At 53.9% G+C, this 18,326-nt stretch carries 19 protein-coding genes and 1 pseudogene; 13 read left to right on the top strand and 7 right to left on the bottom strand.

Features of this window, described 5'->3' with window-relative positions:
- Window positions 1-24: 24 nt before the first annotated feature.
- A complete protein-coding gene (gene pepB / locus AJE_RS13065) occupies window positions 25-1,329 on the bottom strand; it encodes an aminopeptidase PepB (protein ID WP_008951258.1) in 1,305 nt (434 codons plus the stop codon).
- 209 nt (window positions 1,330-1,538) lie between these two features.
- Between pepB and dksA the strand changes: the two genes are divergently transcribed.
- The 12 genes from dksA to frdD all read left to right on the top strand — a co-directional run bounded on the left by dksA (window position 1,539) and on the right by frdD (window position 11,764).
- Entirely contained in the window at window positions 1,539-1,988 is a 450-nt protein-coding gene (gene dksA / locus AJE_RS13060; protein WP_008607161.1) for an RNA polymerase-binding protein DksA, read from the top strand.
- Between the two features lie 11 nt (window positions 1,989-1,999).
- The gene (gluQRS, locus tag AJE_RS13055) at window positions 2,000-2,908 is read left to right on the top strand and encodes a tRNA glutamyl-Q(34) synthetase GluQRS (RefSeq protein ID WP_008951257.1); all 909 of its coding nucleotides are present in this window, start codon (window positions 2,000-2,002) and stop codon (window positions 2,906-2,908) included.
- 112 nt (window positions 2,909-3,020) lie between these two features.
- Window positions 3,021-4,484, top strand: coding sequence for a polynucleotide adenylyltransferase PcnB (pcnB, locus tag AJE_RS13050; protein ID WP_008951256.1), 1,464 nt, complete (start codon window positions 3,021-3,023; stop codon window positions 4,482-4,484).
- On the top strand, window positions 4,471-4,974 hold the full coding sequence (gene folK / locus AJE_RS13045; protein ID WP_008951255.1) for a 2-amino-4-hydroxy-6-hydroxymethyldihydropteridine diphosphokinase: 504 nt from the start codon (window positions 4,471-4,473) through the stop codon (window positions 4,972-4,974). The genes pcnB and folK overlap by 14 nt, the downstream gene beginning before the upstream one ends.
- Before the next feature lie 52 nt (window positions 4,975-5,026).
- Window positions 5,027-5,821 (top strand): 3-methyl-2-oxobutanoate hydroxymethyltransferase, encoded by a 795-nt coding sequence (gene panB, locus AJE_RS13040; RefSeq protein WP_008951254.1) that lies wholly within the window; start codon window positions 5,027-5,029, stop codon window positions 5,819-5,821.
- Complete coding sequence (panC, locus tag AJE_RS13035; protein WP_008951253.1) at window positions 5,821-6,663, top strand: pantoate--beta-alanine ligase; 843 nt, start codon at window positions 5,821-5,823, stop codon at window positions 6,661-6,663. Before panB ends, panC begins: the two co-directional genes overlap by 1 nt.
- Entirely contained in the window at window positions 6,664-7,521 is an 858-nt protein-coding gene (locus AJE_RS13030) for a DUF72 domain-containing protein (protein WP_008951252.1), read from the top strand. It abuts the gene before it with no gap.
- A gap of 81 nt (window positions 7,522-7,602) precedes the next feature.
- Window positions 7,603-8,502 (top strand): prenyltransferase, encoded by a 900-nt coding sequence (locus AJE_RS13025; RefSeq protein ID WP_039928778.1) that lies wholly within the window; start codon window positions 7,603-7,605, stop codon window positions 8,500-8,502.
- A gap of 13 nt (window positions 8,503-8,515) precedes the next feature.
- Window positions 8,516-10,285 (top strand): fumarate reductase (quinol) flavoprotein subunit, encoded by a 1,770-nt coding sequence (gene frdA, locus AJE_RS13020; RefSeq protein ID WP_008951250.1) that lies wholly within the window; start codon window positions 8,516-8,518, stop codon window positions 10,283-10,285.
- 2 nt (window positions 10,286-10,287) lie between these two features.
- A complete protein-coding gene (locus AJE_RS13015) occupies window positions 10,288-11,001 on the top strand; it encodes a succinate dehydrogenase/fumarate reductase iron-sulfur subunit (protein WP_008951249.1) in 714 nt (237 codons plus the stop codon).
- Window positions 11,002-11,009: 8 nt separating this feature from the next.
- A complete protein-coding gene (locus AJE_RS13010) occupies window positions 11,010-11,399 on the top strand; it encodes a fumarate reductase subunit C (RefSeq protein ID WP_008951248.1) in 390 nt (129 codons plus the stop codon).
- Window positions 11,396-11,764 (top strand): fumarate reductase subunit FrdD, encoded by a 369-nt coding sequence (gene frdD, locus AJE_RS13005; RefSeq protein ID WP_008951247.1) that lies wholly within the window; start codon window positions 11,396-11,398, stop codon window positions 11,762-11,764. The genes AJE_RS13010 and frdD overlap by 4 nt, the downstream gene beginning before the upstream one ends.
- Here frdD and AJE_RS13000 read toward each other — a convergent pair.
- The 6 genes from AJE_RS13000 to mpl all read right to left on the bottom strand — a co-directional run bounded on the left by AJE_RS13000 (window position 11,754) and on the right by mpl (window position 17,883).
- Window positions 11,754-12,386 carry a DUF2959 domain-containing protein gene (locus AJE_RS13000; RefSeq protein ID WP_008951246.1) on the bottom strand — a complete coding sequence of 211 codons (633 nt, stop codon included), beginning with the start codon at window positions 12,384-12,386 and terminating at the stop codon, window positions 11,754-11,756. The genes frdD and AJE_RS13000 overlap by 11 nt on opposite strands.
- A gap of 34 nt (window positions 12,387-12,420) precedes the next feature.
- Window positions 12,421-14,070 carry a pyridoxal-dependent aspartate 1-decarboxylase PanP gene (panP, locus tag AJE_RS12995; protein WP_008951245.1) on the bottom strand — a complete coding sequence of 550 codons (1,650 nt, stop codon included), beginning with the start codon at window positions 14,068-14,070 and terminating at the stop codon, window positions 12,421-12,423.
- A gap of 113 nt (window positions 14,071-14,183) precedes the next feature.
- Window positions 14,184-14,954, bottom strand: coding sequence for an ABC transporter permease (locus tag AJE_RS12990; RefSeq protein WP_008951244.1), 771 nt, complete (start codon window positions 14,952-14,954; stop codon window positions 14,184-14,186).
- Window positions 14,951-15,910, bottom strand: a complete 960-nt coding sequence (locus AJE_RS12985; protein WP_202799386.1) for an ABC transporter ATP-binding protein — start codon at window positions 15,908-15,910, stop codon at window positions 14,951-14,953. The genes AJE_RS12990 and AJE_RS12985 overlap by 4 nt, the downstream gene beginning before the upstream one ends.
- A complete protein-coding gene (locus AJE_RS12980; protein ID WP_008951242.1) occupies window positions 15,879-16,514 on the bottom strand; it encodes a flavin prenyltransferase UbiX in 636 nt (211 codons plus the stop codon). Before AJE_RS12980 ends, AJE_RS12985 begins: the two co-directional genes overlap by 32 nt.
- 25 nt (window positions 16,515-16,539) lie before the next feature.
- Complete coding sequence (gene mpl / locus AJE_RS12975; protein ID WP_008951241.1) at window positions 16,540-17,883, bottom strand: UDP-N-acetylmuramate:L-alanyl-gamma-D-glutamyl-meso-diaminopimelate ligase; 1,344 nt, start codon at window positions 17,881-17,883, stop codon at window positions 16,540-16,542.
- A 186-nt stretch (window positions 17,884-18,069) separates the two neighbouring features.
- Here mpl and AJE_RS12970 point away from each other — a divergent pair.
- Window positions 18,070-18,326: pseudogene (locus AJE_RS12970) on the top strand (class 1 fructose-bisphosphatase); the annotation flags it as partial.

The raw sequence follows: 18,326 nt of genomic DNA, 5'->3' as shown, positions 1-18,326 counted from the left end.
CTAAGCGCTAGCTGCCGCCGCCACTCAGGCTGACAATTCCGCTAACAGGGTAGCGGCAATAGTACGAATGCCCTGACCGGTGGCACCGGCCGCCCAATAGGCATTGGCGCTGCCATTAAAAGCGGCAGCTAAATCAAAGTGCAACCAGCCCTGACCGTCATTCGGTACAAAGCGACTTAAAAAGCCGGCAGCATTACTGGCGCCACCGGCACCGCCACCTTTGACCGGCCGGCTGTTGGCCGTATCGGCATAAGGTGACGGGCATTGCTGCTGATGCCATTTTGCCAGCGGTAACTGCCAGGTCAGTTCCTGTTGTTCCGCCGCATACGCCAGCGCCCGCTGTGCCAGTACCTGATCTAAGGCAAACAAGGCATTATATTCGGTGCCAACCGCCGTTTGCGCAGCGCCGGTCAGCGTTGCAGCATCAATAATCAGCCCGGCACCACTGTCGCCCGCCAGTTGCAGACCATCCGCCAGTACCAGCCGGCCTTCGGCATCGGTATTGACGATTTCTACTGTGGTACCATTTTTATAGGTAATAATATCGCCAAGCTTATAAGCATGACCGCTGATCAGGTTTTCGGCGCAGCATAAGATCAGTTTGACCCGCTGCGTCAGACCACCGAGGATCGCCAGCGCCAGCGCTGCCGTGACTGTCGCGGCACCACCCATATCACATTTCATCGTCAGCATGCCTTCAGTCGCTTTAATCGAATAACCGCCACTGTCAAAGGTAATGCCTTTACCGACCAAAGCCGCAGCAACAGGCGCATCCGGGTTGCCGGTCGGGTTAAAGTCCAGCTCCAGCAGCGCCGGTGCACGATCGCTGCCGCGACCAACCTGATAAATTCCATGCCAGCCAGCCTGTTGCAGTTGTTCACCGAGCAGGATCTGCTGCGAAACCTTGCCGTCACCTGCCACCTCTTGAATAAAAGCTGCCGCCTGCTGACACAGTAACTCAGGAGATAATTGCTCCGGCGTCTGGTTAATCAGGCCGCGGGCAAAGCTGTAACAACGTACCAGCTGCTGCAGACGGGTTACTGTTGCGGCATCGCCGGTAAAATTAACACCGGTAAAGCGTTTGGCATTAATAAAGCCCTGATAAAAGGCCCACTGCGCTTCCAGCGACCAGTCACCCGCTAACTGCACCTCGGTCAGACCAAGGTTATCCAGCTGCCGGGCAGCTTTTTGAATACTACGCAGCTCATCACCGGCTTTAACATGAATTTGATAGCCCTGGCTGCTTGGGGTCAGGCTGGCTTTACCAAAGGCAGCAGCGGCTGGCTGCTGAGTCAGTGAAATGTGTAACAGATTAGTGGTCGATTCCATCTTTTACTCCGTTTATAGGGGGCTGTCGGCTTCTTAGCAAGGCTGATGCTGAACATTGTAACACAGAGCGGCTGCTGAAAATAAAGTGACGAATGGCTGCTCAGTCTGTATACTTCCGCGGTTTTTCAATAGTGATTGCGATAGCATTAATATTCTGCTATCTATAGCCGCCATCTTTTTTGCTTGGCGGTATTGTACAGGAGAGAATCATGCCAGAGGGCAATAACAACAAAACCCTGGGGCTGCTGGCGCTGGCCGGTGTTGAGCCATATCAGGAGGCGGTCGGGGAAGAGTACATGAACCCGAAGCAGCTGGAGCATTTCCGCAAAATTCTCGATGCCTGGCGCCAACAGTTACGGGAAGAAGTTGACCGTACCAAGAACCATATGGCCGACGAAGCCGCTAACTTCCCGGATCCGGTAGATCGGGCCGCGCAGGAAGAAGAATTCAGCTTAGAACTGCGCGCACGGGATCGTGAACGTAAACTGCTGAAAAAGATTGAAAAAACGCTACAAAAAATTGAGAACGACGATTTCGGTTACTGTGATACCTGCGGCATTGAAATCGGTATCAAGCGCTTAGAAGCGCGGCCAACTGCCGATCAGTGTATCGACTGTAAAACCCTGGCCGAAATCAAAGAGAAGCAGTTAGGCGGTTAAGGTCTTATCCCTTGGCAAACGCCAGCTCTTCCCCCCAAAACACGGCCGGCTATACCGGCCGTTTTGCTCCCTCCCCTTCTGGTCCGCTGCACTTTGGCTCCTTAATTGCTGCCCTGGGTAGTTATTTGCAGGCAAAGAGTCAGGCTGGCCGTTGGCTGGTGCGCATCGAAGATATCGATACCCCGCGCACCCAACCCGGCGCCGACAGCGCCATTTTAACGGCACTGGAAAGCTTTGGTCTGCAGTGGGATGGCGAGATTTGGTATCAAAGCCAGCGGCTGGAACGTTACCAAAGCATTTTTCAACAGCTACGCCAGCAAGGGCTGATCTATGGTTGTCAGTGCAGCCGTAAACAAATTAGCGATGGCGGTGGGATTTATCCCGGTACTTGTCAGTACCTCGGACTGTCTGCTGAGCCGTTAGCCTGGCGACTCTGCAGCCCGGCTGCAACCGGCTTTAGCGATCTGGTCTTCGGCCCGCAGCAGATCGACGCCGCCCTGGCCGCCGAGCACTATGTGGTAAAACGTCGGGATGGTCTGTTTAGCTACCAGTTGGTGGTGGTAGTGGATGATTGGGATCAGGGCATTACACAAGTGATCCGTGGCGCCGATTTGCTGACGATGACCAGCCGGCAACAGCACTTATTTTGGTTATTGGGCGCAGCAGCGCCTGACTATGGCCATTTACCGCTGGCGGTAACAGCACCTGGCCAGAAGCTGAGTAAACAAAACCATGCCAGGCCGTTGCAAGATTGGCCGCTGACGCAAAGTATGGCGGCGGCCTTAACTGTACTTGGCCATCCGCCGCCGGCAGAGCTTGCCGGTGCCCCGGTGAGCGAGTTGTTAGCCTGGGCACTTGGCAACTGGCAATTACGTCAGGTACCGCAGCAGTTGGAAGTGCGCTGCCCTGACTTTGCCTGATAAATTTGCCGCCGGCCTTACATTCTCATTTTCCGGCAATTCGGGTATGATACGCCGGTTTTTCGGCCAAAGTGCCGTATCGGTTTTTAGGAGACATATCATTATTTCGCGAGTGCTTGATTTTTGCCGCCGTAAGCTGAGCAAAACTGCCACCCAACCGAGCAGTGGCAAGCCGGCTAAAGCTGCCAAAACCCCGGCGACTAAAGCTATCAGCGCCAACCCGGTGCCCTCTTCAGTTTTGCCGCCCTTGCAGGTGATTAGCCGTGATCGGCATGCCATTTCGCGCAAAGATATCAGCCCGAATGCGTTGAAAGTGTTGTACCGGCTCAAAGATGCGGGCTACGACGCCTATCTGGTCGGTGGCTGTATCCGTGATTTATTGCTTGGCTTACAGCCAAAAGATTTCGATGTGGTCACCAATGCCAAGCCGGAAGAAATTAAGCAGGTGTTCCGCAACTGCCGGCTGATTGGCCGCCGTTTTCGCTTAGCACACGTGGTCTTTGGCCGCGAAGTGATTGAAGTCGCCACCTTCCGTGGCCATCACAGTGGCGTTGACGACGAGGAAGATAGCAGCAAGATCGCCAGCCTCAGCGATCACGGTCAGATCCTGCGCGATAATGTGTATGGTACCATTGAAGAAGATGCCGAGCGGCGCGACTTTAGCGTCAATGCGCTGTACTACTCGATTAAAGACTTTGCTATCTATGATTTTGCCAACGGCATGCAAAGCATCGCCGAGCGGCGCATTGAACTGATTGGCGATCCGGAAACCCGCTATCGTGAAGATCCGGTACGGATGCTGCGCGCCATCCGCTTTGCCACTAAATTAAATATGCAAATCGCACCGGATACGGCGCGCGATATCCCTGAGCTGGCGGTATTGCTAAAGAATATCCCGGCGCCACGGCTGTTTGATGAACTGGTTAAGATGTGGCTGGCCGGCAAAGGCTTCGACAACTTTATGCTGATGCGTGAGCTGAAAGTCTTTAAGGTATTACTGCCGCAGCTGGAAAAACTGTTAAAGCAGGAACCGGAAGGTAAAGCCTTTCAACTGGTCACCCGTGCCTTGCAGGATACCGATCAGCGGGTCGCGCAGGACAAACCGGTGACGCCGGCCTTTGTGTTTGCCGCCATGCTGTGGTACCCGGTAGAAGTGCGGGCCCAGACGCTGCTGATTGAGAGTGGCCTGAATGAAAATGATGCCCTCAGCATCGCGATGACCGAAGTGCTGGATGACGTGCAGCGTAGTATTGCCATTCCGAAACGCTTTAGTCTGGCAATGCGCGATATCTGGATCTTACAAAGCCGGCTGCCAAAACGCGCTGGTCGTCGTGCCTTTAAGCTGATGGAACAAAATAAATTCCGCGGCGCTTTTGACTTTTTGCAACTAAGAGCCGCAGCCGAGGGCGGTGAACTGACTGCACTGGCAAACTGGTGGCAGAGTTTTCAATTTACCGATGAAGCCGGCAAGCTGCAGCTGATTAATCAACTCGGCAAAGCCGGTGTCGAGCGGCCAAAACGCCGGCGTACCAAACGTAAAGCGCCAACTGGCAATACTGATAATGCTGGCAGCTGAACGTTGTTATATTGGCCTGGGCGCCAATCTGGTGAAACCGGTGGCGCAGCTGCAGGCCGCGGTGACAGCCCTTGGACAACTGCCCGAAACCAGGCTGGTGCAGGTATCGCGCCTTTACAGCTCCAAACCGATGGGGCCACAGGATCAGCCGGATTATGTTAATGCGGTAGCGGCACTGGATACCCGTTTAACGCCGCTGGCGTTACTGCACGCCTTACAGCAGATCGAACTTGCGCATGGCCGGCAACGCAAAGCCGAGCGTTGGGGCCCCCGCACCCTGGATTTAGATATCCTGTTATTCGGCATGCAACAAATCGATCATCCCGAGCTGACTGTGCCACACTATGGTATGCAGCTGCGGGAGTTTGTGTTGTATCCGCTGGCCGAGCTGGCACCGGATTTAATTTTACCTGATGGCGTAACGTTACAGAGCCTGCTACAACGGGTGCCACTAAATGGCCTGACGCCACTGCAACCTCCTTGCGACTGACGCCACTTTGTGCGAAGGTGCGCATCCGGACTCACTGTCGGAATAGATCAAAATGCCGAAAATTACCACTGCCGTACTGCAAAAAATGAAGCAACAAGGTGACAAAATCACCATGTTAACGGCTTATGATGCCAGCTTCGCCAAACTCTTTGCCGAGCAAGGCGTCGATGTGCTGCTAATTGGCGACTCGCTGGGCATGGTACTGCAGGGTCATAGCGATACACTACCCGTTACCACCGCCGATATCGCTTATCACACCCGGGCGGTGCGCGCCGGTGCCCCCGATGCCTTTGTGATTGCCGACATGCCCTTTATGAGCTATGCCACGCCGGAGCAGGCGATGCATAATGCGACGCCGCTGATGCAGGCCGGTGCCAATATGGTGAAATTAGAAGGCGGTGACTTTTTACTGCCAACCATCAAAGCCCTGACCGAGCGCGGCGTGCCGGTGTGTGGTCATTTAGGCTTAACGCCGCAATCCGTCCACTTGTTTGGTGGCTTTAAAGTGCAGGGTAAAACCGCGGAAAAAGCCGATGCCATGGTCCGGCAAGCGCTGGCGCTGCAGGAAGCCGGTGCGCAACTGCTGGTGATGGAATGTATTCCACAGCCGCTGGCCGAGCGAATTACTCAGGCGCTGACCATTCCGGTGATCGGTATTGGTGCCGGCAACGTCACCGATGGTCAGGTACTGGTGATGCATGATTTACTTGGCATCAGCAGTGGCTATATCCCAAAGTTTTCCAAAAATTATCTGGCGCAAACCGGTGACATCCGTAGCGCCATAACAACCTATGTCAGTGAAGTGAAAGCCGGCATTTTCCCGGCAAAAGAGCACAGTTTTCAATAATGCAGCACCTGGAATCGATCTCTGCGCTACGGGCGCAAATCCGCGACTGGCGCTTAGCCGGTAAACGCATTGGCTTTGTGCCAACGATGGGTAATCTGCACGCCGGCCATTTCCGGCTGGTTGATATCGCCCGCCAACATGCCGATGTGGTGATTGCCAGCATCTTTGTTAATCCGATGCAATTTGGTCAGAACGAAGATCTGGACAAGTATCCGCGTACCCTGGCGGCTGATATGCAAGGCCTGACTGCACATGGCTGTGCCGCCTTGTTCACGCCCACGCCGGCCATCATGTATCCGCACGGGCTGGACGTACAAAGCTTTGTCGAAGTACCGAAACTGGGCGATTTACACTGTGGCGCCAGCCGGGCCGGTCATTTCCGCGGCGTTAGCACCGTGGTGGCGAAACTGTTTAATCTGGTGCAACCGGATGTCGCCTGTTTTGGTCAGAAGGACTATCAGCAACTGGCGATTATCCGCCAGATGGTGGCAGACCTGTCGTTTCCGATTGAGATTATCGGGGTGCCGACTGAGCGCGCGGCGGATGGTCTGGCACTCAGCTCGCGTAACGGTTATCTGACGGCAGAGGAACGTGCCAAGGCACCGGCGTTATATCAGATCCTGCAGCAACTAAAACAACAGATCCTGGCTGCTGCCGCCCCTTACCGCGAGCTGGAGCAAAACGCCAAAGCGGCGTTACAGGCGGCCGGTTTTATCCCGGATTATCTGAATATCAGCCATCGTCAGACCTTAGCCCTGGCCAATGACGCCAATGAGCCAAAAGTGATCCTGGCGGCAGCCAAACTGGGTAGCACCCGGCTGATCGATAATCTGGAAGTGTAAATGCTCTACCTGGGCTGCCCGCTGTGGGCTAATCCACACTGGCGTGGCAGCCTGTATCCGCAAGGTACCAGCAGCAGCGACTTTCTCGCCCATTACGCCACCGTGTTTAACAGCGTCGAGGGCAATACCAGCTTTTATGCCGATCCGGACAGCGCCACCCTCAAGCGCTGGGCGGCGACCTTGCCTGCTGACTTCCGGCTGCAGTTAAAGCTGCCGTCGCGTTTTTCGCATAACAGCGCGACAACGCAAGCAGATGATATCCTGGCCTGGTTAAAGACGCTCAGCGTGTTAGGGGATAAGCTTGGTATGCTGCATTTACAACTGCCGGCCAGTACCGGCCCGCACGCCTTGCCCTGGCTGGAACAGCAACTTGCTACGCTTCGCCCGCATTACCCGCTGTGCGTTGAAGTGCGGCATCCGGCCTTCTTCGATAAGGCGGCACACGAAATCAGCTTAAACCGCTTACTACAGCAGTATCAATGCGAACGGGTGGTGCTCGATAGCCGGGCGCTGTTTAGTGTGCCGGCCCGCAGTCCGGCGCTATTGGATGCACAACAAAAAAAGCCCCGGCTACCAGTACATGCAATCTGTCTGAGCGCCCAACCGGTGATCCGCTTTATCGGCTGTGATGATGCCAGCATCAACCAGCATTATTATCAACCCTGGTTACGCAAAGTCGCCGACTGGCTGCAGGCCGGTAAAACTCCCTACTGCTACTTTCATACTCCGGATAATCATGGCGCACCGGCCTTATGCCGCCAGTTTGTCGCTGATTTACAGCCAATGGTGCCCGGCTTGCAGCACCCGGTACTGGCTCTTTGGCCAGGAGAAGCGCGCCAACAACTCGGTCTTTGGTAGAAAAGACCGCTGAGATCAAAGTTTTTCCGCCCAAAACCCGCTATGCTGCTTCTAAGAATGGCGTGAATGGAGAGCGGATCAGTGCTTAACACCCTGCTAGGCGTCAGCCGGGCAAATTTTCTAACCCTGACCTTAGTTTGCATCCTGCTGTCCGCCACCGCCAGTTGGCAAGCCGGCGCCTCACCTGGCTGGCCAACCCTGTTATTGGTGACCTTACTGGCGCTCTGTGCCCATATCAGCGTTAATGCCTTTAATGAATATTTTGATTTTAAGTCCGGTCTGGATTTTCTGACCGAACGCACGCCCTTTAGCGGTGGTAGCGGTACTCTGGTGGCTAATCCGGCTGCCAGTTACGCCGCATTGGCGATTGCCGTGATCAGCTTAGCATTACTGATCGCCGGCGGACTTTACCTCACCTTATTGCATGGCTGGCAACTGCTGCTGATTGGTATTCCGGGTGTGCTGATTATTTACGCCTATACCCAATATCTGAACCGCTCACCACTGGCCTGCCTGCTGGCGCCAGGCATTGGCTTTGGTTTGTTGATGACGCTGGGCGCGTTTTGGGTATTTGCACAGCAAGTCAGCATGGCAGCCTGGCTGTTGGCCGCCATTATCAGTTTGCTGGTCTCCAACCTGTTGCTGTTAAATCAGTTTCCGGATGTCGAAGCCGACAGGCAGGTCGGACGCCGGCATTTGCCGATTGTCATTGGCCGCAGCCACAGTGCCAGTGTTTATAGTCTGCTGGCTGCTGCCAGCTATCTGTTACTGCTGCTTGGTGTTGCCCTGGGTGCGCTGCCCTGGCAGAGCTTACTTGGCTTACTCAGTTTGCCGCTGTTGCTGAAAATTCTGCCTGGCATTTTCCGGCTGGCAGATAAACCACGCGAGCTGGCACCTTACCTTGGCCTGAATGTGCTGCTGTGCCATCTTTATCCCTTACTACTCAGTGCCGGTTTGTACTGGGCCGCCAGCGGCAATTAATCACGGAGGCAGGATGCAGATTATAACAACGGATATTATTGTGGTCGGCGGCGGTGGTGCTGGCTTACGCGCCGCTATTGCTGCTGCTGAAACCAGGCCGGATGCCCGCATTAGTCTGCTATCCAAAGTCTATCCGATGCGCTCGCATACGGTTGCAGCCGAAGGTGGCGCGGCGGCCGTCACGCTGGCCGAAGATAGTCTGGACGCACATTTTCAGGATACCGTTGCCGGCAGCGACTGGCTGGCTGACCAGCTGGTGGTGGAACATTTTGTTAAAGCCGCTTATCAGGAGCTGGTGCAACTGGAACACTGGGGCTGTCCGTGGAGCCGTAAAGCCGATGGCAGTATTCAGGTGCGGCGCTTTGGCGGCATGAAAACCGAACGCACCTGGTTTGCGGCCGATAAAACCGGCTTTCATATTTTGCATACGTTGTTTCAAACCTCAATGAAATATCCGGCCATCCGCCGGCTGGATGAGTTCTTCGTGCTGGATTTACTAGTCAGTGAACAGCAGGTGCTGGGGGTGCTGGCGCTGCAACTGAATAGCGGCGAACTATTCCAGATCCTGGCGCCGAAAGTGATACTGGCTACCGGCGGCGCAGGCCGGCTGTTTCACTACAATACCAACGGCGGCATCGTCACCGGTGATGGTATGGCGCTGGCGTACCGGCATGGTGTAGCGCTACGGGATATGGAGTTTGTGCAATACCACCCCACCGGCTTACCCGGCTCCGGCATCCTGATCACCGAAGCTGCCCGCGGTGAAGGCGGGATTCTGCTGAATAAAGACGGCTATCGTTACCTGCAGGATTATGGTCTGGGCCCGGAGACGCCCTTGGGCCAACCGCAAAACAAATATATGGAGCTGGGGCCACGCGATAAACTGTCGCAGGCGTTCTGGCAGCAGCAACAAGCCGGACTTACCGCTGACTATCAGGGGCATGCTGTCGTCTATCTGGATTTACGTCATCTCGGGGTACAGAAACTGGCCGAGCGGCTGCCCTTTATCTGTGAACTGTCGCGTTCTTACGTCAATATCGATCCGGTACAACAACCGATCCCCATTCGCCCGGCAGTGCACTATACCATGGGCGGCATTCTGACTGAGTTGCAAGGTGAAACCAGCATTAGCGGCTTATATGCAGTCGGTGAGTGCGCTTCGGTCGGCCTGCATGGCGCCAACCGGCTGGGGTCGAACTCACTGACCGAATTACTGGTATTTGGTAAAGCCGCCGGCGAACATGCCGCGCAAAGCCTACCGCCGATGCCGCGTAGCCAATCAACAGCAGCGACAGAGCAGGCGCAAACGCAACAACGGCGACTGGCCAGTCTGTTCGGTGGCAAACAGCAACAGAGCATCGCCAGCCTGCGTAAAGCCATGACACTGGCGATGGAGCAAGGTTGTGGTATCTATCGCGATGAACAAGGTATGCAGCAATGCCGCACCACCCTGGTATCGTTACAGCAACAGCTGGCCGGGCTGAAGGTAAGCGACCACAGTAAGGTGTTTAACGCTGAGCTGATCCAGTATCTGGAGCTGAGTTTCGGCCTGGAGGTGGCACTGACACTCTGTGAAAGCGCGCTGGCGCGTAAAGAATCGCGCGGCGCGCATCAACGGCTGGATCCGGGCCTGACCCAGCGTAATGATCAGGATTTTTTACAGCATACCCTGGCTTACCGGGCAGCGGATGGCCGTGTTGCGCTGCGTTACCAACCGGTTAGGATCACCTGCCTGCCACCGGCGGCCCGCGTCTACGGTGCTGCCGCTAAGCAAGGAGCCTGAGCATGGAAAAAACCATAATTATTCAGCGCTATAATCCCGAGCAAGATCAGGCACCCAGCGCAAAGCGCTATCAGGTGCCCTTTGATCACAGCACCTCGGTGCTGGATGCACTGCTGTATATTCAGCAGCAATTGGATCCGACGCTGGCCTTTCGCTGGTCCTGCCGGATGGCGATTTGCGGTTCTTGCGGCGTGATGGTGAATAAGATCCCGAAACTAGGCTGTAAAACCTTTTTACGCGATTATCCGGCTGAACTGACGATTAGCGCACTGGACCATTTCCCGATTGAGAAAGATCTGATCAGCGATATGGCGGTGTTTTTAGACCATCTGCAAGCGGTAAAACCTTATCTGATTAATGATAGTCAAAACACTGAACCGCACCGGCAAACGCCGGCGCAGCTGAAAAAGTACCAGAAATTCTCCAGCTGTATTAACTGTGGCCTGTGCTATGCCGCCTGTCCGCAATTTGGCCTTAATCCGGAATTTCTGGGGCCAGCGGCTATTGTCACGGCACAGCGCTATAACCTCGACAGCCGCGATCAAGGCAAAGCACAGCGCATGCCGCAGCTAAATGGCAAAAACGGCGTCTGGGCCTGCACCTTTGTCGGCTTTTGTGCCGATGTCTGTCCGAAGCAGCTGGATCCGGCAGCGGCCGTCAATCAGGGCAAAGTTGCCTCGGCTACCGATATGCTGATCAGCATCTTTAAACCTTAGGAGGCCCTATGCCAGACTCTGCCGGCGCCCGCCGCCCCTATCTGCAACCGCTCTCTCGCAGCTGGTGGCTAAAACATAGCTTTTTTCTGCGCTATATGCTGCGCGAAGCCACTGTGCTGCCACTGCTGTTTTTCTGTGGCTGCCTGCTGGCGGGGCTTTACAGCCTGAGTCAGGGAGAAAGTCAGTATCAAAGCTGGCTGGCGTTTATGGCGCAGCCCTGGGTGATAGCGCTGAATGCACTGGTGCTGCTGGCCAGCTTATATCATGCTAAAACCTTTTTTGAACTGTTCCCACGGGTGATGCCGCTACTGCCGGCACCACTGATGATTGCCGGCCAGTGGCTCGGCACCCTGCTGGTCGCGCTATTCTTACTCTGGTTATTTGGAGCTATCGGATGAATCAGCCAAAACGCTCAGATGAACCGATCTGGTGGGCCTTATTTAGTGCCGGTGGCGTCTGCTTTGCAATGGTGATTCCGGGTCTGGTATTAACCCTGGGCCTGCTCTACCCACTCGGATTATTGCCAGAAGCGGCTTTCAGTTATAGCCGGGTTCAGCAACTGTTACAGAGTTTCTGGGGCTTAGCGGGTCTGGCTTTCGCTGGCGCAGCCATTTGTTTGCCGCTATTTCATGCTATGCACCGCGTGCATCATGGTTTGCATGATTTAAAGCTGGCTAAAGGGCCGCTGGCCAAGGTCCTCTGTTATGGCCTGGCCAGCCTGCTTAGTGCTGTTGCTATCGTTTATAGCGGGATTATTGCTTAAGGGTGGTTAAAAAACGCTCTGACTCGGCAATGGCTTTATTCATCTCGGTCAGTAACCGGCTGATATCGCGCTCAATACTGCCAAATTCGCCTTTTAGCGCACCAATCGCCTGGGCATTCAGATTATGCTTTAAATACAGCGCATTATCTTTTAATGACGATAACACCGGTTGCATCGTCGCTTCGGCCTGACGCATGGTCACTAACAAGCTGGTGTACTGGCGGCGGGTTTGGCTAAGTTTGCGTTCGCTATCACGCTTCAGGCTCTGATTGCTGTATTCGTTCAGCTCCTGCTGCCACTCTTTAAAGAGTGCTTCAGCGACCTGCTCAATGGCATCGATACGATTTTTCACATCCAGTGCTGACTTTTCACAGGCATCGTATTCAGCCTGAGTGAGCTTGTACTGCCGCTGTAAATCACCACCATCATATTTGACCAGAGCCGAAAACTGCTCCAGCGCCGAACTGAACTGCTCCTGCGCCTGACGCTGCGACTGCTGCGCGCCCTCGACCCGATCGACCAAAATATCCCTTTTATGGACACCGACTTTTTCCATCGTCGCGTAATACGCCTGCTGACAGCCCGTCAATAGCAGCAATAGCACTAACCAAATTTTTGCCATCCCAAGCTCCTTACGACAATAAACCAACGCCCGACTAAGCGTACAATTGCTGCGCCGCCAATTGTAATAGCTTAGGATAAAACTCCTTATCCTGCTGTGCCAGCTGATCCTGCTCCACTAACACATCACGCAAAATCTGCTCTGTGGTCAGCGGATTAGCCAATACCACCCGAAACACTATGGTTTCCTGCCGCTGGTAGCGGGCGGGGGTTAGCCGGGTGCGGGAGACGAAAGATTTACCTTCTTCGCGTTGCCGCTTCTGAATAAACTTGGTTAGGCCGTTAAGCAGTTCATTAAAGCGCAGCTGCTGCTCCGGGCTGGCACTGGCCATCGCCTTTTGCACCTGCGCCGGCACATAGCGGTAGGTCAGGATACAGAGCTCCGGCTCAGTGATCAGTTCAAAGTCGATATTATGGCTAATCAGGGTGGCAAAGTAGCGGGCCTTTTCCAGACTGCGGTCGATCAGGATCTGATAACCCTGGCGACCAATCACCTGTAAGCAGGCATGCACCAGCATCGCCATACCGGGTCTTGAGCCCTCCAGCGTCTGGCTGCCCAGATCTTTCGAGCCTTTACGCAAAATATATTCGGCATGATGTTCAATCACGTTCGCCGTCGACGGGTGTTTAAATACCACCATACCGGCGCCCATCGGTACGTACATCTGCTTATGGGCGTCGATGGTCACAGAGTCTGCACGCTCAATACCAGCCAGCAAATGCCGATACTTAGCTGATAATAAGGTCGCGCCACCCCAGGCGGCGTCAACATGGAAATGGCATTGTTGTTGCTCGGCCAGATCGGCAAGCTCATTTAACGGGTCGATATTGCCGGTTTCCGTGGCGCCGGCAACGCCGACAATGGCTAGCACTTTAATATTACGCTCCGCAAGGTCGGCCAGTACCCGACGCATTTCGGCAGTGTCCACCTTGTTATTGGCGTCCGTTTTGACCGACACCACCATATCACGGCCGATACCCAACACATCTGCGGCCTTACCCAGCGAATAGTGACCACGTTCTGACACCACTATCGCCAACCCCTGATAACCATAATGCTGCATCGCGCGGAACAAGCCTTCTTTGGCGATACCTTTAAAGTCACCGTCCGGTTTTAATAAGCGGTTGCGGGCAATCCACAGCGCAGTGATATTGGCAATGGTACCACCGGAGCAAAAGGCACCCAGCGAATGATTAGCGCTGTGCATCCACTTTTTATAGAAGCCGTCTTTTTCGCCATACACCAGATGATGCATCATGCCCAATACCTGCCGCTCCAGCGGGGTAAAGGCTTTTGAGGTCTCGATTTTTACCAGGTTCTGATTTAAACCCACCATCATTTTCGACAGCGGCAGCACAAAATAGGGTAAGGCCGACGTCATATGACCAATAAAACTGGGCGCCGCAGTATGTACTGAGTGCGCCACCAGCTTTTGCATAATGGTATCGGTATAATCAGAAACAAAGGACGGCTGCTCCGGGATCTGGAACGCCTGAAAATCCCGCTCAATCTGCCATAACGGCTTTTCCACCGCTACGATACTTTCATTTAAAAAGCCGGCCAGATTCTGCGACAGGTTTTGTTCGATAATACTAAGGGTCGAATCCGGCGCTTCCGGGATCGTAAAAATACGCCACAGCGCTTCTTCGGAAGCCGTGGCCTGGCGTTTAATGATGTCGTTCATGCCTGTCGTTACCTGCTGTAACCTTATCAGCGTTTATACGCAGCAAAGCGTTCAACTGTACTGCAACCACCGAAAAATGTCTGCTAATTTCTGGCGTCTGTTTTATTGCGCCGCTAACTGCGTAAACCAATGCCTTTGTTGATCAGATACATCGCATAACTGAATAACACCAGGATAAAGCTCAGCACGACCACCAGCGCCAGCCATAAGTTGACATCGGTATAGCCCAGAAAGCCGAAGCGGAACGCATTCACCATATAGACAATCGGGTTTAGTTGCGCCAGTTGCTGCCAGAATCCGGGCAACAGTGTCAGCGAATAGAAGACACCGCCCAGGTAGGTTAAGGGCGTTAACACAAAGGTTGGAATAATGCTGATATCGTCAAAGGTTTTGGCATAGACGGCATTGATCAGGCCTCCCAATGCGAACAACATCGAGGTCAAGACCACGGTTAAGATAATAATCGCCAGATTATAAATACTGATGGTAACAAAAAACAGCGACAGCACCGTCACGATCAGCCCCACCAGAATACCGCGCGCCATGCCACCACCAACATAACCGAGCACAATAATATAGTTGGGTACCGGCGCTACCAGTAGCTCTTCGACATTACGCTGGAACTTGGCGCTAAAAAACGACGAAGCCACATTGGCGTAGGAGTTGGTAATAACCGACATCATAATCAGGCCGGGAACAATAAATTCCATATAACTAAAGCCGTTCATCTCGCCGATCCGAGAGCCAATCAGGCTACCGAAAATGACAAAATACAGGCTCATGGTAATGGCCGGCGGCACCAGGGTTTGTACCCAAATGCGCATAAAGCGCGTAATCTCTTTGATCAGAATACTTTGTAACGCAATCAGATAGCGAGCTGTCATTTTGCTTGTCCTCTGCCATGTTCTACTAAGGTGACAAACAGCTCTTCCAGCCGGTTGGCTTTATTCCGCATTGATAACACCTTTACCTGCTGCGCACTAAGTTGTTCGAAGATCGGGTTTAAGCCAGCACTTTTCTCTACGTCCACTTCCAGACTGTGTTGATCTAACTTACGCCAGACAAAGTCAGCCAGCTGCAGGCTGTCCGGCAGTTGGTCCAGATCCAGAATAAAGGTTTCTTTACCCAGCTTGGATAACAACGCTTTCATACTGGTGTTTTCGATAATCCGCCCTTTATCAATAATGGCGATATTACGACACAGCATCTCGGCTTCTTCCAGATAATGGGTGGTCAGGATAATCGTCACGCCCTGCTGATTTATCGTGCGTAAAAACTCCCACATTGAGCGCCTTAGCTCAATATCGACACCGGCCGTCGGCTCATCGAGGATCAACAACCTTGGCTCATGCATCAGTGCCCGGGCAATCATTAGCCGCCGCTTCATGCCACCCGACAACTCACGGGCCCGGGCATGACGTTTTTCCCATAACCCCAGCTGGCCTAAATATTTCTCAGCACGTTGTAAGGCCACCGCACGCGGCACACCATAATAGCCGGCCTGATTGACTACGATTTGCAGCAGGGTTTCAAACTGATTAAAGTTAAATTCCTGCGGCACCAGGCCGAGCTGACTTTTTGCCGCTTCCAGCTCGGTATCCAGGTCAAAGCCAAATACCTTAACTTGCCCGCGGCTTTTATTGACCAGCGCACTGATAATACCGATGGTGGTACTTTTACCGGCACCGTTTGGCCCTAACAACGCAAAAAAATCGCCCTGCTGTACCTGTAAATCGATACCACTGAGTGCGACCGTACCGCTGCGATAGATTTTATGTAAGTCTTTAATGTCCAGTGCCAGCGTCACGCTATTCTCCTGCTTGCTGTTGTCGCGAGTCATAGCCCCAGCGCCCCACTAACTGTTGCGCTAAGCCCAGTTGATCCAAGACCCGGGCCACCATAAAGTCGACCAAATCGCTGATTTGCTGCGGCTGATGATAAAAACCGGGCGCGGCCGGCATAATACAGACGCCAAGGCGGGCTAGCTTCAGCATATTTTCCAGATGAATGGCACTGAGTGGGCTTTCCCGCAGCACCAGTATTAGCTTGCCACCTTCCTTAATCACCACATCAGCGGCACGCTCCAGCAGGTTATCACTGGCGCCCTGCGCGATAGCCGACAGGCTGCCGGTAGAACAGGGGCAAACCACCATCTGTTTCGGCGCCGCCGAGCCGGAAGCAACCGGTGAAAACCAATCGTCCTTACCATAAACCTTTAACAGGCCGGGTGCAGCTTGCAGGTACTGTTCCAGCTGCTGTGCGCATTTCTCCGGCGCAGCACTTAACTGCAATTGCTGCTCAGTGGCAAACACCACCCGCGCCGCACTGGACATCAGCAGATGCACTTTAATGCCCTGCGCTAACAATACCTGTAATAAACGTAAACCGTAGGGCGCACCCGAGGCACCGCTAAAGGCCAGAGTAATCTCTTTGCTGGTTATCATTGGCTTTCCTATCGACTGGCCACGCTTAACTCAGCGCCTCCAGTAGTTGTTGATGAATGCCGCCGAAGGCGCCATTGCTCATTATTACTATCTGATCGCCTGGCTGCACCAGCGCCAGAATACTGGCTTTCAGCTCAGCAATGTCATAACAGACACTGGCCGGCATCGAGAGCCGCGCGGCCAGCTCGGCCATCGACCAGCCGGCATTGCGTGGCTCATATAAAAACACCTGATCTGCCGTTAACAGCGCCTGCGGCAAAGCCGCCTGATGCACACCAAGGCGCATGGTATTAGATCGCGGCTCTAATACGGCGATAATCCGCGCCTGGCCCACTTTCGCCCGCAAGCCTTGCAGCGTGGTGGCAATAGCGGTGGGGTGATGGGCAAAATCGTCGTAGATGGCAATACCTTGTGGAGAGCCTTTTAGCTCCATCCGCCGTTTTGGTGCCACGAAGCTGGCTAAGGCCTCGGCTGCAACACCAACCGGTACCCCGGCATGACGCGCGGCAGCAATCGCCATTACCGCATTATCAACATTGTGCTGGCCACTGAGCGACCAATTTACCAGCGCCACCTGTTGCTGTTGCCAATACAGCGCAAACTGACTGCCATCCGGTGTTAATAACTCGGCCTGCCAGTCGCTGCCATAGGCTTCACGTTGGCTCCAGCAGCCCATAGCCAGCGTCTCGGCGACGGCAGGTGTCGCTTCCGGTGACAACACCAGCCCTGAAGCTGGCACGGTGCGTAACAAATGATGAAACTGCCGCTGGATCGCCGCCAGATCCGGGAAGATATCCGCATGATCATACTCAAGGTTGTTGATCACCAGTGTACGCGGCCGGTAATGCACAAATTTGGAGCGCTTATCAAAAAATGCCGTATCGTATTCGTCGGCTTCAATCACAAAGAACGGCGCCTCACCTAAGCGGGCAGAAACGCCGAAATTTTGCGGTACACCGCCAATCAGAAAACCCGGCTTAAGACCGGCATAGTCTAAGATCCAGGCCAACATACTGGCGGTGCTGGTTTTACCATGGGTGCCGGAAACGGCCAGTACCCAGCGCTGCTGCAGTAACTGTTCGGATAACCACTGTGGGCCTGAGGTGTAAGGCAGGTTATGTTCCAGCACATACTCAACGGCCGGATTACCACGCGATAAGGCATTACCGATAATCACCAGATCCGGGGCGGGTTCCAGCTGTGCGGGATCATAACCCGGAGTCAGACTGATGCCCAGCTGTTCCAGCTGAGTGCTCATCGGCGGGTAAACCTGTTGATCGGAACCTGTGACCTGATGGCCAAGGGCTTTGGCCAGGGCTGCGATACCGCCCATAAAGGTGCCGCAAATCCCCAGAATATGAATATGCATAATGTACTTCTCTGTTAAGCAGGGGCTTATTGTAGCAAATGCAGAATAAGCTGCGATCAAAACTGCAATTTAAGAATAAATTCTTTAAAATAACCCAGACTGAATGAGATTTCGCCACTTGTACCGGACGAAAGCTTAATCGGTCTGACTCTGTCTTACCCGAAAATATAACAAGGACCTACTATAATGCGTCGCATCTCACCCGTACTGCAACAAGATGGCGTGGATCCGGATCTGATCTCGTTGTTAAAAACTATCCTGGCGGCCTGCCGCGAAATCGCCTTCCGCGTCGGTCAGGGCGAACTGGCCGGTGTACTGGGCTCCACGCTGTCGGAAAACGTACAGGGCGAAACCCAGAAAAAACTGGATGTGATCGCGAACGAATTACTAAAAGAAGTGATCCTGGAAACCGGCGTGGTGAAAGCTATCAGCTCAGAAGAAGA

This window comes from Alishewanella jeotgali KCTC 22429, from assembly GCF_000245735.1.
GTDB lineage: Bacteria > Pseudomonadota > Gammaproteobacteria > Enterobacterales > Alteromonadaceae > Alishewanella > Alishewanella jeotgali.
The sequence above is the reverse complement of the archived record's forward strand: the minus strand, read 5'-3'. Positions and strand labels throughout refer to the sequence as shown.

Coding starts and splice junctions, on each gene's coding strand:
- pepB (WP_008951258.1), bottom strand. CDS start 1,329: ATGGAATCGACCACTAATCTGTTACACATTTCACTGACTCAGCAGCCA.
- dksA (WP_008607161.1), top strand. CDS start 1,539: ATGCCAGAGGGCAATAACAACAAAACCCTGGGGCTGCTGGCGCTGGCC.
- folK (WP_008951255.1), top strand. CDS start 4,471: ATGCTGGCAGCTGAACGTTGTTATATTGGCCTGGGCGCCAATCTGGTG.
- panB (WP_008951254.1), top strand. CDS start 5,027: ATGCCGAAAATTACCACTGCCGTACTGCAAAAAATGAAGCAACAAGGT.
- panC (WP_008951253.1), top strand. CDS start 5,821: ATGCAGCACCTGGAATCGATCTCTGCGCTACGGGCGCAAATCCGCGAC.
- AJE_RS13030 (WP_008951252.1), top strand. CDS start 6,664: ATGCTCTACCTGGGCTGCCCGCTGTGGGCTAATCCACACTGGCGTGGC.
- frdA (WP_008951250.1), top strand. CDS start 8,516: ATGCAGATTATAACAACGGATATTATTGTGGTCGGCGGCGGTGGTGCT.
- AJE_RS13015 (WP_008951249.1), top strand. CDS start 10,288: ATGGAAAAAACCATAATTATTCAGCGCTATAATCCCGAGCAAGATCAG.
- AJE_RS13010 (WP_008951248.1), top strand. CDS start 11,010: ATGCCAGACTCTGCCGGCGCCCGCCGCCCCTATCTGCAACCGCTCTCT.
- frdD (WP_008951247.1), top strand. CDS start 11,396: ATGAATCAGCCAAAACGCTCAGATGAACCGATCTGGTGGGCCTTATTT.
- AJE_RS13000 (WP_008951246.1), bottom strand. CDS start 12,386: ATGGCAAAAATTTGGTTAGTGCTATTGCTGCTATTGACGGGCTGTCAG.
- panP (WP_008951245.1), bottom strand. CDS start 14,070: ATGAACGACATCATTAAACGCCAGGCCACGGCTTCCGAAGAAGCGCTG.
- AJE_RS12990 (WP_008951244.1), bottom strand. CDS start 14,954: ATGACAGCTCGCTATCTGATTGCGTTACAAAGTATTCTGATCAAAGAG.
- AJE_RS12985 (WP_202799386.1), bottom strand. CDS start 15,910: ATGACTCGCGACAACAGCAAGCAGGAGAATAGCGTGACGCTGGCACTG.
- AJE_RS12980 (WP_008951242.1), bottom strand. CDS start 16,514: ATGATAACCAGCAAAGAGATTACTCTGGCCTTTAGCGGTGCCTCGGGT.
- mpl (WP_008951241.1), bottom strand. CDS start 17,883: ATGCATATTCATATTCTGGGGATTTGCGGCACCTTTATGGGCGGTATC.